Origin of the sequence: Akkermansia sp. JRP_AM1 (assembly GCF_049262625.1) — a bacterium.
GTDB lineage: Bacteria > Verrucomicrobiota > Verrucomicrobiia > Verrucomicrobiales > Akkermansiaceae > Akkermansia > Akkermansia massiliensis.
The window spans coordinates 2,187,481-2,202,578 of record NZ_CP118234.1 but is presented as its reverse complement, the minus strand read 5'-3'; the positions used below and the strand labels follow the sequence as shown (position 1 = coordinate 2,202,578).

General features: G+C 54.9%; 13 protein-coding genes. 4 read left to right on the top strand and 9 right to left on the bottom strand.

Going from position 1 to position 15,098, the window contains the following annotated elements; genetic code table 11:
• Window positions 1-428: 428 nt before the first annotated feature.
• Complete coding sequence (locus PVA48_RS10490) at window positions 429-2,564, top strand: alpha-L-fucosidase (protein WP_180975280.1); 2,136 nt, start codon at window positions 429-431, stop codon at window positions 2,562-2,564.
• 354 nt (window positions 2,565-2,918) lie between these two features.
• Here the strand turns inward: PVA48_RS10490 and PVA48_RS10485 are convergent, their stop codons facing one another.
• The gene (locus tag PVA48_RS10485; protein ID WP_102721055.1) at window positions 2,919-3,884 is read right to left on the bottom strand and encodes a thioredoxin family protein; all 966 of its coding nucleotides are present in this window, start codon (window positions 3,882-3,884) and stop codon (window positions 2,919-2,921) included.
• 213 nt (window positions 3,885-4,097) lie between these two features.
• On the opposite strand from PVA48_RS10485, the gene PVA48_RS10480 reads away from it, so the two are divergent.
• The 3 genes from PVA48_RS10480 to PVA48_RS10470 all read left to right on the top strand — a co-directional run bounded on the left by PVA48_RS10480 (window position 4,098) and on the right by PVA48_RS10470 (window position 7,130).
• Window positions 4,098-5,321: a saccharopine dehydrogenase family protein gene (locus PVA48_RS10480; RefSeq protein ID WP_102729147.1), complete on the top strand. Its 1,224-nt coding sequence runs from the start codon at window positions 4,098-4,100 to the stop codon at window positions 5,319-5,321.
• Window positions 5,322-5,462: 141 nt separating this feature from the next.
• Window positions 5,463-5,795 (top strand): DMT family transporter, encoded by a 333-nt coding sequence (locus PVA48_RS10475; protein WP_022397508.1) that lies wholly within the window; start codon window positions 5,463-5,465, stop codon window positions 5,793-5,795.
• 393 nt (window positions 5,796-6,188) lie between these two features.
• The gene (locus PVA48_RS10470; RefSeq protein ID WP_423231706.1) at window positions 6,189-7,130 is read left to right on the top strand and encodes a metallophosphoesterase family protein; all 942 of its coding nucleotides are present in this window, start codon (window positions 6,189-6,191) and stop codon (window positions 7,128-7,130) included.
• Window positions 7,131-8,332: 1,202 nt separating this feature from the next.
• Here the strand turns inward: PVA48_RS10470 and PVA48_RS10465 are convergent.
• From PVA48_RS10465 to PVA48_RS10430, 8 genes are all read right to left on the bottom strand, one after another.
• Window positions 8,333-9,205 carry a hypothetical protein gene (locus PVA48_RS10465; protein ID WP_423231705.1) on the bottom strand — a complete coding sequence of 291 codons (873 nt, stop codon included), beginning with the start codon at window positions 9,203-9,205 and terminating at the stop codon, window positions 8,333-8,335.
• A 4-nt stretch (window positions 9,206-9,209) separates the two neighbouring features.
• Window positions 9,210-10,280, bottom strand: coding sequence for a hypothetical protein (locus PVA48_RS10460; protein WP_423231704.1), 1,071 nt, complete (start codon window positions 10,278-10,280; stop codon window positions 9,210-9,212).
• Window positions 10,281-10,295: 15 nt separating this feature from the next.
• Complete coding sequence (locus PVA48_RS10455) at window positions 10,296-11,138, bottom strand: DUF6056 family protein (protein WP_423231703.1); 843 nt, start codon at window positions 11,136-11,138, stop codon at window positions 10,296-10,298.
• Window positions 11,138-11,692: a DUF6056 family protein gene (locus PVA48_RS10450; protein ID WP_423231702.1), complete on the bottom strand. Its 555-nt coding sequence runs from the start codon at window positions 11,690-11,692 to the stop codon at window positions 11,138-11,140. The genes PVA48_RS10455 and PVA48_RS10450 overlap by 1 nt, the downstream gene beginning before the upstream one ends.
• On the bottom strand, window positions 11,692-13,143 hold the full coding sequence (locus PVA48_RS10445) for a cell division protein FtsZ (RefSeq protein ID WP_180975281.1): 1,452 nt from the start codon (window positions 13,141-13,143) through the stop codon (window positions 11,692-11,694). The genes PVA48_RS10450 and PVA48_RS10445 overlap by 1 nt, the downstream gene beginning before the upstream one ends.
• A 25-nt stretch (window positions 13,144-13,168) precedes the next feature.
• Window positions 13,169-14,380 carry a cell division protein FtsA gene (gene ftsA, locus PVA48_RS10440; RefSeq protein ID WP_102713795.1) on the bottom strand — a complete coding sequence of 404 codons (1,212 nt, stop codon included), beginning with the start codon at window positions 14,378-14,380 and terminating at the stop codon, window positions 13,169-13,171.
• Window positions 14,381-14,495: 115 nt separating this feature from the next.
• Complete coding sequence (locus PVA48_RS10435; RefSeq protein WP_423231701.1) at window positions 14,496-14,735, bottom strand: hypothetical protein; 240 nt, start codon at window positions 14,733-14,735, stop codon at window positions 14,496-14,498.
• Between the two features lie 110 nt (window positions 14,736-14,845).
• Complete coding sequence (locus PVA48_RS10430; RefSeq protein WP_423231700.1) at window positions 14,846-15,010, bottom strand: hypothetical protein; 165 nt, start codon at window positions 15,008-15,010, stop codon at window positions 14,846-14,848.
• Between the last annotated feature and the right edge of the window lie 88 nt (window positions 15,011-15,098).

Here is a 15,098-nt window from a genome sequence, read left to right as displayed (position 1 = left end):
TCACCTCAAGAAATACAACCGCCGCTCCGCGGCTCACGGAATCTTCCCGGAAATCCCTCCCTCCGCTACTGCCGGGCATCATGCCGCTCCGTTCACGGCCGGCCCGTACTTGTGGACATTCCTTTGCCGGCAGGGAGGTGGTTCCTCTCCTGAACCAAACCAACAACGGGCACGAAACACTTCCCGAGGGAAAAACCGGCCGCCGCAGGATATCTTCACAAAAACCGTCTAAAAGAGACGCTTGCGCGCCGGGAAGCCTGGGCAAATACGCCGCCTGTCCTCCCCCGCCTCAGATGCATGACGTGCCGCCTTCCCATCCCCCACAGGATTCTACCGGAAGGAAATCCCGGAAACCGCCTCCACTGGTCTTTTCTGAAACAGTCTTTTTTATCCTGTTTTCCCAACTGTTCCTCCCTTAATTTTTCCCCATGTTTAAACTCAAAAACCATGCCTTCTGTCTTCTGACCGCATTTGGGGGGATGCTCCTCACTCCGGCCTGGGGAGAGCCCGTAGCTCCGTGGCTCAGAGCCTACATTAACGGGGAGGAAGTGGTCGGAACCACGCTGGAGAGCCGCTACAGCACTCCTGAGGACGAACCCGCCAGCCCTGTCATCCAATGGGAAAAAGCGGATTCCCGGACCGGAAAGCCCGTGCTGGTGCAGCAGGGCAAGGACGCGGAATCCTACACCCTGACGGACAAGGACGCCGGAAAATATTTCCGGATCATCGTGGGCGGCGGCACGAAGGATGCGATTGCCAGCCCGTGGATAGGCCCGGTCATTACGGAAAAGCAGGCGGAAAGCATCAACAATCGTTTTGACCCCGGCAAAAGCTATCAGGAAAACGTGGACGCACTCCAGAAGGAGCTGTCTGAAAAGCTCAAGGACGCCGTTTATTTCACCGTGGACACGGACAAACTCCACGGTGCCCCCTACGCGATGGCGGCCAACGAACGGATAGCCCTGCCGGAAGACATCAGGCCCTTCCGGGAAAACGGGAAAATCTATGTAAACCACCCCTTTGTGCAGGCCGTTTTCAAGAAGGAGCTGCCGGACGAAATCATGGAGGAAGCGGGCGGCCAGAAGGCCTACGAAATAGGGAACGTGGCCAGGGCGCTGAAACTCAACCTCTGGCTGGGAGACAAGGAAAAGGCTCCCCTCCCGAACTTCCGCATGCAGCCCATGGCGGAAGGACTGGTGGTTCTTTCCCCTGAAAAAAACGTCTTTTCCCCGGTCGCGGACCGCGACCTGATCAATGAAGCCGTCAACAGGCTCTTCGACTTCAAGGCCAGTGACGAACAGTTAAAATGGTTCCGGGACGCCAAATTCGGCCTCTTTGTCCACTGGAACCCCTCTTCCCTGCTGGAACGGGAAATCAGCTGGGAACGCAATGCGACGCGCCCCAAGGACAGCGCAAGCGGCCATAAAAACATCATGGACTTTGAATATGACTCCGCCCACCGCCGCTTCAATCCCAAACAATACGATCCCCGGAAGTGGATGTCCGTCGCCAAAAAAAGCGGCATGAAATATGCCGTGCTGACCACCAAGCACCACGACAGCTTCTCCAACTTCCCCTCCGACTACGACACCTTCACCATCGCCAATACCCCCTACGGCAAGGATATCGTGGGGCAATTCGCGGCGGCGGTCCATGCGGCAGGGCTCAGGCTGGGCTTCTACTATTCCGGGCGGGACTGGTACAACCCCTACTACCTGACCGACCAGCACTACCGCTACCTGGAATACTACTTCGGCCAGATCAGTGAACTGCTCACCCGCTACGGGCAGGTGGACGTGCTGTGGTTCGACAGCCTGGGCAACAGCTCCCTCAACCAGTGGGATCCCCGCACCATGATGCGCCGCATCAAGCAGTACCAGCCGGACATTCTGGTCAACAACCGCATGAACGGCACCCGCGGAGGCAACAAAGGTCCGCTGCCCGACGACCTGAAAGGAGATTTTCTGACGCCGGAATGCAAGCTGGGGCCGTTCAACGACAAAACGCCCTGGGAAAGCTGCATGACCGTGGCGGACATCCCCGGCACCCGCTGGACGGGCAACTGGTCCTACACCTCCAAGGCGAAGGCCAAGCCCGTGGAAACCTCCATCAAATTCCTGATCAACAACACCGTCAAGGACGGCAACCTGCTTTACAACATCGGACCCACGCCGCTGGGCACGTTCGACCCGAAACAGGCTGAAACCTTCCTGGCCATGGGCAAGTGGATCGCCCCCTACCGGGAAGCCATTTACAACACCCGCGGAGGTCCCTACAAGGACCAGCCCTGGGGCGGCAGCTGCTACAAGACGGACCGGCGCGGCAAAAAAACCGTCTACCTGCATGTCAGCCCGCTGATTGCTCAACAAGGAAAAGAGCTGAAAGGCTCCGAACCTCTCTTCATCAAGGACATCGGCGAGAAATTCACAAAAGCGACCGTCATCGTGAACGGCAGTGGAAACGGAAAAGCCGCCAAGCTTGAAAAGGAAGGAGCCCAATACAAAATCACGCTGCCCGCAGGCGTGGCCTGGGACAGCCTGGACACCGTCATCAAGCTTCAATAACGCCCTTTTTCTCCCACGGAGAGAGCATACAGCCAGCCGGCCCGGCATCATGCCGGGGCCGGTTTTTTTATTCCGCAAAACAGGCATGCATGCTCCACAGGATTCCTTTCTCTTCCATAACCGGGCTTGGCGGAAAGAGCGGCGCGGCGCGATGCTCCCTTCTCCGCAGCCGCGTGTAAAAGAGGAACAGACGCCTTCAAGGCAGGCTGCACCCGGCGGGAACTGACGGGCACCCTCTCAACGGAAGCCGCTTAAGCGAGCAGCTCATGGCAAAAAAAGAAAAGCCCCGCAGCGGCATGAACCGCTGCGGGGCCGTTTTCCAAAATCAGGGAATCAAGGAAAGGGAGCTTTTACTTACTTGCTCTGGGCCTTCTTGGCTGCTTCAATCTGAGCTTTGATCTGGTCCTTGTTGGCAAGAATGCCGGCCTTGATGCGGGGAGCACGCTGCCCGGCTTCCGTACCCGGCATCAATTCGGCCACCTTGTCCAGAATCAGCACGGCTCCGTCTACGTCACCAGTGGAATTCAGGTAGGTCCCGAACTCCATCATCAGCAAATCCTGCTGGGTTTCCGGCAGAAGCTTGTCACGGTCGGGATAAGCCTTGACCACCTGGAGGGCTTCCGCAGGCGTGGTCTTGTCCGTCAGCTTGCCGGCAAGATAATCCTGGACGTCCTTCTGTTCCTTCTTAAGCTGGTCGGCGTGCGCGTCAGCGGCTTTCAAGCCGGACTTGTCATCCTTGTCCAGCTTCTTGATTTCCGCCTTCACGTCGCCGTAAAAATTGTCCACATACTCCTGGGGCGCCAGCTTGAGCACTTCCATCAGGGCGGCAACCTTCGCTTCATCCGTGGTGGCCTTGGCTACATTTGCCTCAGCGGCGTTCAGGGCTTCCTTGTTCTTCAAGGCGTCCTGCATGGCCTTCATCACGTCATCCTTGGAACGGCCGCCCACAAATCCCCCGAAGGGCTTGCCGGAAGCGTCCGCAAACACAATCGTCGGGAACCCCTGCACGCCGTACTGCTGGGCAAGCTTGTCATTGGCGGCTTTCATTTCCTTGGACTGTTCCTTGCCGCGCGGATAATCCAGCTCCACGAGCACGAAATTCTTCTGGGCGTCCTTCTGGAAATCAGGCTTGCTGAACACGTTGGCGCGGAGCTGCATGCAGGGCGGGCACCAGTCGGAACCGGTGAACTCGATCATGAGGTCCTTCTTCTGTTCGGCGGCCTGCTTCTTGGCGGCATCCATATCGGTAATCCATCCTTCCGCGGCAAAACAGGGAGCGACGCAGGCGGCAACAACTATTGGCAGAATTTGTCTAATCATATCTACAGTTCAATATTGAAGAGTCCGACATCCAGCGTCAATCTCTTGTTCAATCATTTTTGGAAAATTTCCAAAAGGCCGCGCCTTCCGCAAGGAAAACGCCGTCCGGCAGCCGACGGGAACAGCCATTTGGACCGTGGGAAGGCAGTGTCATTATTGCACCAAATCCGGGGTTGCCTTTCAAACTGTTTTCACTTATGTACTGGGCATATCATGAACACGGTTTTAATCATTGGAGCAGGCGGCGTCGGACATGTGGTAGCCAACAAATGCGCCCAACTGCCGGACATCTTTCAAAACATTCATCTGGCCTCCCGCACGAAAAGCAAATGTGACGCCATTGCGGACGATGTACGCGCCAGAACGGGCGTCAATATCACCACCCACGCCGTGAACGCGGACGACGTGCCCGCCACCGTGGCCCTCATCCGGGAAGTCAAGCCGCAGCTGCTGATCAACGTGGCCCTTCCCTACCAGGATTTGAACCTGATGGACGCCTGCCTGGAAACCGGCGTTAACTACCTGGACACCGCCAACTATGAACCCCGGGACGTAGCCAAATTCGAATACTCCTGGCAATGGGCGTACCAGGACAAATTCCGCAAGGCCGGACTCTTTGCCCTGCTGGGCTCCGGCTTTGACCCCGGCGTCACCAACGTCTTCACGGCATGGGCGCTCAAGCACCACTTTGACGAAATCCATACGCTGGACATCATTGACGTCAACGGCGGCAATCACGGCAAGGCCTTCGCCACCAACTTCAACCCGGAAATCAACATCCGGGAAGTGACTGCCCCCTGCCGCCACTGGGAAGACGGCGCCTTCCGAGAAACCGCCCCCATGAGCATGCACCGGAGCTTCACCTGCCCGCAGGAAGTGGGCACCTATGAAATCTACCGCATGTACCATGAAGAAATGGAAAGCCTGGTCAAGCACATCCCCACCATCCGCCGGGCCCAATTCTGGATGTCCTTCTCCCCGAACTACCTCAAGCACCTGGAAGTGCTCCAGAACGTGGGCATGACCCGGATTGACCCGGTCATGTACAATGGAGTGGAAATCATTCCGCTTCAATTCCTCAAGGCTGTGCTGCCGGACCCGGGGGACCTGGGCAAGACCACGAAAGGAAAAACCTGCATCGGCAACGTCATCACCGGAACCAAGGACGGCCAATTCAAGGCCGTGTACATCTACAACATCTGCGACCATGAAAAATGCTTTGAAGAAGTTGGATCCCAGGCCATCTCCTACACCACGGGGGTTCCGGCCATGATCGGCGCGGAAATGATCCTTACGGGCAAATGGTCCGGCGCTGGCGTCTTCAACATGGAGCAGAACGATCCGGACCCCTTCATGGACGAACTCAACAAGCGCGGCCTTCCCTGGCACTGCGTGGAACTCACGGATGAACAGGCCAAAGCCCTGCAAGTCCATTGACAGCAACCTCCGGCCGAAGCCGTCCGCTCCATCAAAAGCCGGGCATTGACTTCTCAAATGCCTGGCTTTTACTCTCTCAAATCTTCACGATGCCCATAATCATTGGCAGTTCCCGGGCGATGCCTTAGCAGGAACGAATCCATGAAAGCATATCTTATCCTGTTGCTGGCGATTGTTCTGGAAACAATCGCCACCTCTTTCCTGAAGCAGAGCGAACAATTTACCAGGCTCCTGCCCACCATCATAACCGTAGCCGGATATGCAGGCTCCTTCTACTGCCTCAGCCTGGTGCTGAAAAACATCCCTGTGGGCATTGCGTATGCCATCTGGTCGGGAATGGGCATTGTGCTGATCTCCGCCATCGGGTGGGTGGCATTCAAGCAGCACCTGGACTTGGCAGCGATTTCAGGTCTGGCGCTCATCATTGCCGGAGTATTGGTAATCAATATCTTTTCCAACTCCGTTTCCCACTGATGGGAAAAAACGGAAAAGCATTCCCTGCAAGGGGATGACGGCCCTCCCCTCCGGGCAGCGGCAACCGGAATAGAAAAACGCCTCTTCACTGAAAAGAGGGTAAAACCTTCCGGAGGCCCGGCAAGCCGGTCTTCACAATGGCTCATTCCTCCGCCAATAAAATCCGTCAAAGGACCTGTTTCTCCGGTGAAAAGAGTATCCCTCTCATGGTTCTAACTGCTGTGGAGCTTTTCCGGCCAGCCCCGAACTGCCACCTTTAAAAGGAAAAAGAGAAGCACCCGTCCGGCCTTCTTCCGGCGCATGCATAATTTTCTGGCCTGGAAAGCAGGCGGGCGGTAAAAACGGGGTGCCATGAAATATCTTGCGCTATTTCTCATCTTTCTGTTTCAAGCGGTGCACGCGGAGGAACCCGCTCCGTGGAGAATCGCCATCATCGGCGACACGCATGACTCCCCCAAACGCATGGAAGGAAGCGAAGGGGTAGCCGTCAATTTCATCAAAACCCTCTATGGGGAAATCCTGAAGCACCAGGTGGACATGGTCGTCCAGGTGGGGGACATGGCGGACATTGAAGGAAGCGCCCCCGTCAACGGACTCGCCAAGCGCAAGGAACTCAACAAGATGCTGGAGGAAAAAGGCATCCCCTTCTACGCCGTGCGCGGCAACCATGAATCGCTGCCCTTCCGCGCGGAACAATTCAGGGAACTCTTCCTGCCTACCCGGAAACAGGGCGCCAAAGGGCTGGCCACCAGAAAACTGAACTACGGCATCCGCCATAAAAACGCCTCCCTGTACTTCATGGACATTGACCTGACCCCGGACCAGCTCGTAGACTTCAGCGCGTGGGTCAAACGCAACAGGAGCAAGGCCAACACCGTTCCGCGCCATTGCCTAATTTTCACCCACCGCACCCTGCAAACTCCCATGCAATTCCGGGAATGCCTGTGGGGCCGCTACAACGACAGCGCGGCGGAACAGCAGAACATCTTTTACCGCAACCTCCGGGACGCCGGCGTGCGGTTCGTCATCACCGGGCACCTGCATGCCCACGACCTGTACATGATTACATCCCCGGACGGGAAAAACACCCTCACCTCCCTCATCTGCGCCCCCGCGGGCAACAAGGTGCTGCCCATCCCCTTCCTTCTGCCCGCAAAATCCCGCGTAAAAACCCTGCAATACCGCTCCGGCATCACGGCCTACTACATCCTGAACATCTACCCGGACTCCATGACTCTGGACACCTATGCCGCCCCCAACAACGGCATCACGGACCAAGGCCCGCAAGGCAGCGAATTCAAAAAACTGCACTCTTACGCGATTCCGATGAATTGAAAAACTTCCTACCCATATTTTTCTTTCCATCCCGGAACAAACTGGAGTCCGCCACGCTTTCCGGGCAAGCCTGAAGACTCTCCTGTCCACGCAAAGAAATAGAAGCCTTCCTCTTTTCCGGATAGTTCATGTTCCTGCGTATTATTCCAAACGCCCGGAACCGTGAGGCTCCAACTTTCTATCGTGCTGGTGTCCGCGGCCTCCCTTATATAAAAATTCCGTTCCGCCCTCACGCCCGGCAGCACGGTCATCAATCAGGCCTCCGATTTCCTAATCAGCGTATCCGGCCTTTTTAAAATACTTGACCTCTTCTCCGGCCTGGCCCGGATAAAAGTGAACCAGCATCTCCACAAACGCAGCCTCCAACCTCTTTTCCAATTCGTACTTGCAACTGTCGTTTCTTTTTTAATTGCTCATCAACTTATTATTGCAGTAGAGAGCCCAAGGCTCCTGTTCCCGGTTCAATTCCGGATCATACCGCTCCCGGAATGTTTCTAACACAGTCGCTCCATATCCCGGTCAAATCACTTCTTTTCACACGGCATCGAGTGACAATTCCAGATATATCCAAGGCTAAACCGTTCATCCGCCTCACCACTCTGGTCTTCAATTCATAATCCATGCTGCCACACAGCAGCCAAATTTGGTAATCGTCACGATATCGTACCACTGTGGTCCTCAAATTTCCCGCCTGTAAAATTCCGCAAAACAAAAATGGCATCGCGCTTTCACGATCTCGTGGCCATCAAGGCTTTCCGAGTCCTCTCCCTCCTCCCATCATGGATGCACACCAGGAACACACCCAGTCCCACGCTTGGGAAATGGGAATGTTCCAAGTCGACGGCAAAAATCCCCCCCGTGACATTATCCTACAATTGATTCGTTGCAAATACTTCTATGACTTCATTCGCACCATTCTTGGAATAACCTGAGTCGAAATCCGTACCGGAAGGCTCCTCCCTTTTGTCCCTCTCAATAATTTTGACATAGCGGAAGCTCCTATAACGGTGGTCGCACCTTCCGGAAACCTCTTTGTCACCGTTCCTCCATCCTTATATTCTGCCCTAATCTCTTAGGAAACCACTATGATCTTTGCCTATTCACTACTCATTAGCAAAACTCATAGTTTTCTTTTCAAAAATAACTATAATTTATTTCTTCTTTCCAGTCTGTTGCCGGAGCGCCTGTTCATATCTGCGTCCTCAATCACCCTTGTATAGGAATTTAGTGCTTGCATCCCTCCCTACAGTTCGATTGATCAATTCGTCCATCGCCTTTCCTTCATATCCTGCCAGTTTAAGATATTTTTCCACCTCATTTTTATCGCCCGGAAAACATTTCAATAAAATTTTCATTAATGCCGGCTCAAGTGAATTTTTGAGATAATGGGCAGCTGAATAATTTCTAACTTCATTGGAAGCTATTTTATTATAATAATATATACGCTTTTTTTCAATATCACCAGAACCCCAAACTCCATCTCCCCTATGCTTCTCTGCATACTCCTTTAACCGTTTCTGTACTATTTTTTCGTATTCTCCAGCCATCTTTGCATGTTTCTCAGGCAGCTTCTCATTATAATCATCACGCACAGTTTTAGTCATTGCAGCAACATACAAAGATAATAATTCTACCAGTTCTTTTCTTTTCAGGTCATGCTGAGAAACAATTTCCGGCAGGTTCCAGCACATTCTTACCCCTTCAGTAGCTAAATTGTCTCTTTCTCTGTAATCCAAACCTTCATGGTTGATAGAATCTGTACTTTCATCATAATCTACCTGAAAAGCAGGAGCTTTGGCGACATAATAACATATCCATAAAAATTTATTGAGATCCCCTTCTTTCAATTCCTCCCAATTCATTTCCTCAATAAATTCCTGAGACTTATGGACCTTCTGATAAAATTCCTTCAATTTTCCATCTCTCAGCAACTGCGCCCATCCCTGGACCAATTCCGGTTCCTCCTTGAAAATAGGGATAACATCCGGAGCTTTAATTATTATCGTTTGCGCTGCATTAACATTCATGACAGACGCGAGGATAAAAACACCTATGATTCTTAAATAATTTTTCATTCTGTTATTTTTTCTCTTCAGGACCGAAAAAATATCTCAAATTCAATGTATTCCTTGTGACAAAACAGCCAAATTTGTTTATAGAAGAATTTAAATAAGAATGACCATTGGCAAGAGCCAATTTTTCAAATACAAAATATTGATTTTCTTCTACGATTACTGCACCGTCCTTATTTTTACTGTCCAATCCTCCTCCATAATGAACTCTCCATTGACATGCCCAATGCCACTTTTGAGGCAACTTATGCAGAGGAGGAACTCCATTAATCTCTATTACAAAACGGACATCCACACTTGATGTAGCTCTATCCCAAAATTTATTGCCGGGCAAAACATCTATTCTCGCATCACAGCCTGTTGCAGGCGTATGCCTTGAATCTATGCTTTCACTTATACTTCCTTGATCCTTGAAAGAGCCCAAGTCCCTTTCAATCACATCTATTTCAACAAAGCTCACCTTCAATGGCTGCACTCTTAATTCTAATAACATGGAAGCTCCCATCGTCAACTCATCCTGAAAAGAGGCAGGAACTCCTCCTTGGGCATGCTTGCTCCACATTTTTTCAGGAAAGAGAACCTCTATCTCCAACTTTTTTGTCCTTTTCCCATTTAATTCTGCCTGAACCACAACCTTACCGTCTTTCTTTTTCCCTTTTTCATCTAATGAATCTTTCAGAAATTCTTTTTTTGCTTCTACATTCAAGGTTGACCTTCCATCAGTATTTTTTGGCCATTCTTTCAAATACTCTTGGCCACTTAGAAGGTGCCACTTAATATTTTTTACGTTCTGGGCATTTTGCCCCTCGACAAGCTTGCCTGATAATATCAACTTGAATCTTTCTCCAATTCCGACCTCTTTTCTTTCATAAGCCTTTTCTTCATCCCGGTGAATATTCAGGACGAATTCCGCAGAAGGCTGTTCTGTTTTTGTTATAATCTTCAACAAAGAATCATTCCAGCATTCCTCCTCATCTTCTGCATGAAGAGGAACATTGATACAGAGCACGCACAGCAGAAATATCATCCCATATTCCCACAATTTTTGAATTGCTGATGAACCAAGAAAATATTTCATATTCTTTATTATTATTTAATTTTCTAATTTTTCAATAAAAATTTTCCTAACTCCATAATACACAGCCGCGCCCCGGTTGACGTAGTCTTCCGGGTTTTGCGACAGGTCCACCCAGAAGATGAAGGAGCACCACGGGGAGGGTGGAACGAGGGGAGGAACCACAATTTCCCGAAAGCCGGCCTTTTTCTGTTCCAGAATCAGGCGGACGCGCTTTTCATGCTGCTGGAACAGAAGCAGGTGATCGTGAAGGGTGGAAAGAACGCATATTCCGGACAGCGCCAGAAAAACAGCCACAGTCATCCGCGGACGGGGCTCCGCGGCGGGAATGCCGTACCACACACGGAGAAGAGCCAAAACGCCAATGCCGAACAGCAGGGTGGCGGAGAACATGGCATGGTCCGCCGGAACGACGGCGGCGGCAAAGGAAAGAGCCATGGCATACGCCGTCAGAATGTATGCTGCCGCTGTTCCGATGAAAATTTTCCATGGCCGTAAGGCATTCCGGTTCCTGCGGAAGCTTCTCCACAGCATCCAGGCAGCCACCGCACCCAGCAGCAGGGGAAGGGCCAGGTATTCATGCATCCGGAGCAGGAGCGCGGGGACCGCTTCCCATCTGTCCCAAACGCCGGAGAGGGGTTCCGCGCAGCCGGGAGTGGCGGAGTGCATCCGCGCAGAGAGGCCGGGCGCAAGCAACATGCACAGAGAACCCGCTACCTGCGCCGCAACGCCCGCATAAAACCACAAGGGAAGTTTTTCCTTCCGGACCAGGCGGACGAAGACAAACAAGGCTCCCAGCAGAAGCCAGGTTCCCGGAATGTTGTTTTCATTAGTCATGCCTGCCAACAATCCCAGTGCCACTACGCCAGCCCACTGGCCGAAACCCTTTTTAGCAGGCTTTCCTTTTTCCCGTTTTCCCGATTTTCCAGCAATTCCCGGTACAGGCACAGGAAACCGAGCCAGAGGGCGGCTCCCCAGGAATAGTTGGTAGCGCCGGAGAGCCAGTAAATCGTGACGCCGGGCCGGGCCGTACAGGTGAAGAGCAGGAGAAGCGCCAATCCGAAGAGCCGCACGTCCGGCCAGGAACGGGGGTCCACCCTGCGCCCGGAGGCCAGATAGAACATCATCAGCGCGAGGCAGACCTGTACAAAGGGGTTGAGCAGAATGAAGAGCCATTTGCCCGCTGTCGCCACAGCAAAGGCCAGGTATTCCCCGATTCTGGGGTTCCAGCTCATGTAGGAGGCCACGCAGCGTTCCCAGACCAGGCTGAGGGAGAAACGGTGTTCCATGCCCGTCAAGGCGTGATGGTACGTGTCTGAGGTGAAGGGGCTCCACCAGCTAAGCAACGCCACATACAGCAGGGCGGCTGCAACCAGCGCCCAAAACCATACCATGGACGTACGGGGAGACGGCATCAGCTCGGGTCCGGTTTCTTCTTCCGCAGCGCCGGGGGCAGGTCCAGGTCTTCCCCGTCCAGAATGAGGGGGCGTACATGGGCAAAGAGTCCGTGTCCCGCGCGCTCTTCCTCTCCTTCTTCCGGGGGAGTTCCTTCTTCCAGTTCCTTGATGTCGGGAACCGGGTCCAATTCCTGTTCCGCATCCGCTCCGAGTTCCTGCGCTGCAGGCGCGGGTTCCGGGAACGTTTCCTCCACGTCCGGCACGGAGGGAACAGGCCTTACAGGCACCAGTTCCTCTTCCAGTTCATGGTCATCCCTTCTGACGGAGGGAATGGAAACGGGAGGTTCCGGCTCCGGACGCCGTTCCGGTTCGGAAACCACGGCGGGAGCCACAGGCTGAATGATGGTTTTCCCATCCCCGATGAAGGGTTCTTCCTCCGGCACAAGAACTGTCTGGAGCTCCGGTTCCCTACGGAAAACGGGAGCAGGAGAAATTTCCGGTTCATTCACGGGCACAACGCCCAGCACGGTCAGGGACAGGCGGTCTTCCGGCTGTTCCGCCACGGAAGCGCCGATATGGAGGCGCACGCCGCTCCCCAGGATTTCCGCCACTCCGCCAGCCAGCGCTTCCAGGCGTTTCAGGGTCAGGGAATTGCCGCCGCGCACCAGCACCAGAACGTCGTCCACTTCCCCCAGCCGTTTTTCCAGGAAAAGGGGAGAGTGCCGGACCTGGTCCAGCATGTCCGCCGTGGAAACGTCCGCGGACGCTTCCCCTACGCCGAAGGAGCAAATTCCCTTCCCTGTTCCGGCCACGCGGAGCAGGTCATCCAGCCCCACGCGGAGCAGGCTTCCGGAAGAGTTGAGAAGGGAGGGCACGATGAGCACGGCGCGGGCAATGAGAGCATTGACCACGGAAAAGGCTTCCAACACTCCCTTGTCGGGATCAATCAGGCTTTCCATGGCGTCATTGTCAAACCGCAGCACCATGTCGGAATACAGGGCCAGCCGTGACAGCGCCTCGTCCGCCTGGGCGGCGCGGCGGTCCCCTTCAAACCGGAAGGGGCGGATGACGACGCTGACGACGTAGGAGCCCTGCTCCTTGGCCAGCCGCGCCACCTCCGGCGCCACGCCGGAGCCTGTTCCGCCTCCCAGCCCGGCGGCGAGGACGGTCAGCGCACTGCCTTCCAGGGCCCGGAGGATGGAGGATTCACTTTCACAGGCGGCCTGTGCCCCCACGGAGGCATCCCCTCCGGAGCCGAGCCCCCGGGTAAGCCTGGCCCCCAGATGGACCTTGCACGGAACGGCGGAGGCGTTCAGCAAACGGGCATCCAGATTCATGGCGCACACGGAAGCCGCCTGCGGAGCCAGCAGCAGAACCTCCTCCATCACCTTGGCGCCTGCGGCTCCAATGCCGCACAGGCAGATTTTTCCGGATAGCCCGGACGGGTCCTGGGGAGAAAATTCCAGCATGGTTTTTAATTGGGGTAGAGATTGATCAGGAGTTCTTCCTGCCGAAGAGGCCCAGCACGCGCCCCAGCCAGCTCCGCTGCTGCGGCAGTTCGGCATCCAGAATCTGGGCATACCGTATCAGCCCGATGGCCGTACAGTAACGCGGGTCATCCAGATAGGAAGGCGCTCCGTTTTTGACCAGCGTGGGACGGCTGATCGCCACGCCGAACACGTGGGAGGCCAGTTCCCCCACGCCGCGCATCAGGCTGGCGCCCCCGCACAGGTAGACGCCGTGGCAGCGGTTGCCCTTGAAGGTGTCCTTGGGCAGGGAGGATTTGACCAGATTGAAGATTTCCAGCAGGCGGGAACGGATGATTTCATTCAGAACATTGCGTTCGATGGCGGCATCCTTCATATTCCCTTCTCCGCGCACGCGCACCATTTCATTGGTCTTTCCGGAAAAGCTGTTGGCGTCCCCCTCCGTCTTTTTGAGCAGTTCCGCCTGCGCCAGCGGTATGCCGGTCATCAGCGTGATGTCATTGGAAATATGGTCGCCGCCCAGGGGCACGCAGCCGGAGGCCACCAGCTGGCCGTCCAGGTAAAGGACGTAGTCCGTGGTGCCCGCCCCCATGTCAATGAGGAGGGCGCCCGCCTGCTTGACCTGCCTGTTGAGCACGAACTGGGCCGTGGCGATGGGGGCGAAGACCACATCCGCAATGTCCAGGGGCACTTCCCGCACGCAGCGGAAGGAGTTGGTGATGCGGGATTTGATGCCGTGGATGATGTGGCAGTCTATGTCCAGCGTCCTGCCGGTCAGCCCGGCGGGGTTGGTCAGGTTTTCCTGCCCGTCCACGGAGAAGAGGCCTGGCACGCGGTGCAGGACGAATTGTTCCGGCCCCAGCGCAATGTCACGGGCGATTTCCGTCACCTCATCCATGTGTTCCTGGGAGATGATGCTTTCATCCGGAGGCAGGCGGAAAGTGCCGCGGTTGTTCTGCCCCACGATGTGGGCCCCGGTCACGGACAGGTAGACGGTCATGATGTCCACGTCCGCATGGTCCTGGGCCATGTTCCAGGCATCATAAATGCACTGGATAACCTTGGAGGTGTCTTCAATCTCGCCGCGGACCACGCCCTCGCTAGGAACTTCACCCACGCCGATGATCGTCACGGTCGCGTCAGGCTTTACTTCGCCCACGACCATGCAAGTCTTGCTTGTCCCTATCTCAAGCCCTACGTGAATTTTTGTCTTAGCCATGAAAGTCAAGGAACTATCAACGTCCTAGCACCTGATAGCACATTACTTTCCATTGTTCAAGAAAGCCTGCGCGAACATACGCAAAAAACGCGGTTTTCCGTTGCGCAGGCCCGGATCAGAGACCCGTGGGGTGGCGCACCAGGAAGTTCCGGGCATTGCGGCCGTCCACCCTCCAGCGGGGGCCTTCGCCGCGGCGGCCGCTTCCGGTGGTGTCAAACCGGAGGCCGCAGATGACCATGAATACGTGCCCGTTCTTGGCATAGACGGAAATCCAGTCCCCGGCGCCTTTCTGCCCGTAGTTCAGGAACAGCTTGGAATGGCGGGTGGAGGTGAGCAGCCCGGCTTCCTTCAGCACAAAGGAGGTGCTGCCGGAGCAGTCATAGTGGGAGTCATAGTGCTTCCTGTGGCCGCCGCCTAGGCGGTAGGGCTTGTTGACCAGAGAATTGGCGGCCGCAATGGCGCGCTTTACCTGCGGGGGGCATTCCTGGGGGGAATGGCCTTCCCGTTGTGCAGCACGGCCGTTTTTCCCGGTACAAAGTGGTAGGCGGGGAGCCGTGCCGGAGCTTCGACTTGTTGGGAGGTGGAGGAGCAGGAGGAGAGGAGAAGGCCGGCCAGAAGGGCACCGGCCACGGAGAGAGTTTTGTGGACCGCAAATGTCATAAGAATTATAAACTGCGGAATTCCTGCCCCCTTGGCAAGAAAATAAATTTCCCCCGTC